1 protein-coding gene is annotated in these 1,140 nt (G+C 58.8%); it reads right to left on the reverse strand.

The annotated features are described in order from the left end of the window. Positions 1–347: 347 nt before the first annotated feature. Positions 348–1,022: an IS4 family transposase gene (locus ACYQ2W_RS26305; RefSeq protein WP_459874051.1), complete on the reverse strand. Its 675-nt coding sequence runs from the start codon at positions 1,020–1,022 to the stop codon at positions 348–350. Between the last annotated feature and the right edge of the window lie 118 nt (positions 1,023–1,140).

Here is a 1,140-nt window from a genome sequence, read left to right on the forward strand (position 1 = left end):
AGCGGGTATCGATGGCACCTTGCGCGCGTCCGCGCCGATCCGCTCCGATCGGCAGGCGGCGAACCACCCCGCGGGACGCGCCCCGGGGACCTCCTGGAACCGACAAGAGCGTGGATTGGGGGCAATCTACCGGTAAGCGGGCGCCAGGGGTAGCCCTGCCCTTTACCCACAAATATTATCGAGCTAACCCGATTCATCACGCAGGAGATAGCCTTCACACATGCGTTGGAGGTAAGCATACCCTTGCCACATCAGTTGATGGCCGGGTGGCGGATCATTTCCGCGCGCCAGGTATCCGCCGATACTCGCCACCAAGCGAACGGCTTCGCCGAGTTGTGTCGGAGGGGCTATGTTTTTTTTTGCGCGTGGGCGCGAAGCACTTTGATCTCGATGTCGGAAAACAGTATCTCAGCGGGTAGTTCCGGGCACTCTCGACCCAGCAGGGTCATCAGCATAATCCGCCAAGCGATGACGAGATTGATCGCGATGGCGCGCTTTAGCCGTTCCGCGCTTTTATGCGCCAACGCCTCGATGCCGCAGCCGCTCTTGAGTACCCGATGCCAGTCTTCGATCCGCCAGCGCAGGGTGTACCAGTGTATGCACTGACGTGCCTGCTCATCGTCCGTAATTTCACGGGTGGTCAATAAAAACCATTCGATGGGTTTCTCGTTCGGTGGTGGCGCTTGTTCGCGTAGATGGATGGCCCAGAGAGTAATGGGGGCCTTGTCCTTGTGGTAGCTCGGAGCAAGCAGTTGGATGGGCCGATAGCGTAAATCGACGGTCGCCTCGCGCGCGGAGCGTTTGGGGCGTGCCTTTTGTTTGCTCAGTTTTGGGCGGGCACTTTGACTGGGGATCGAAATGACAAAGTGACTGCGCACCGGACTTTGCCTCAGCGTATCAAAGAGCCTGGAATCTTCCCCAGTGCAACGATCATGTTTTGCCCGCACCAACAGGTCAACACGCCGGTGACGCGGCTCATTGAACATCTCGAAGAAATCCCCCTCCCGGTCCATGACGCACACTTGGTGAGTGGTGCTTGAGAGCGTTCACGCAATTTGATGGCCCCTCATCCGTATTATTTGATGGACGGTAGAGCCCAGGAAGCCCCCCCGGCGTCCGTGCCGGAGGTTTGGGTGGTGT

This window comes from Endothiovibrio diazotrophicus, assembly GCF_054657215.1.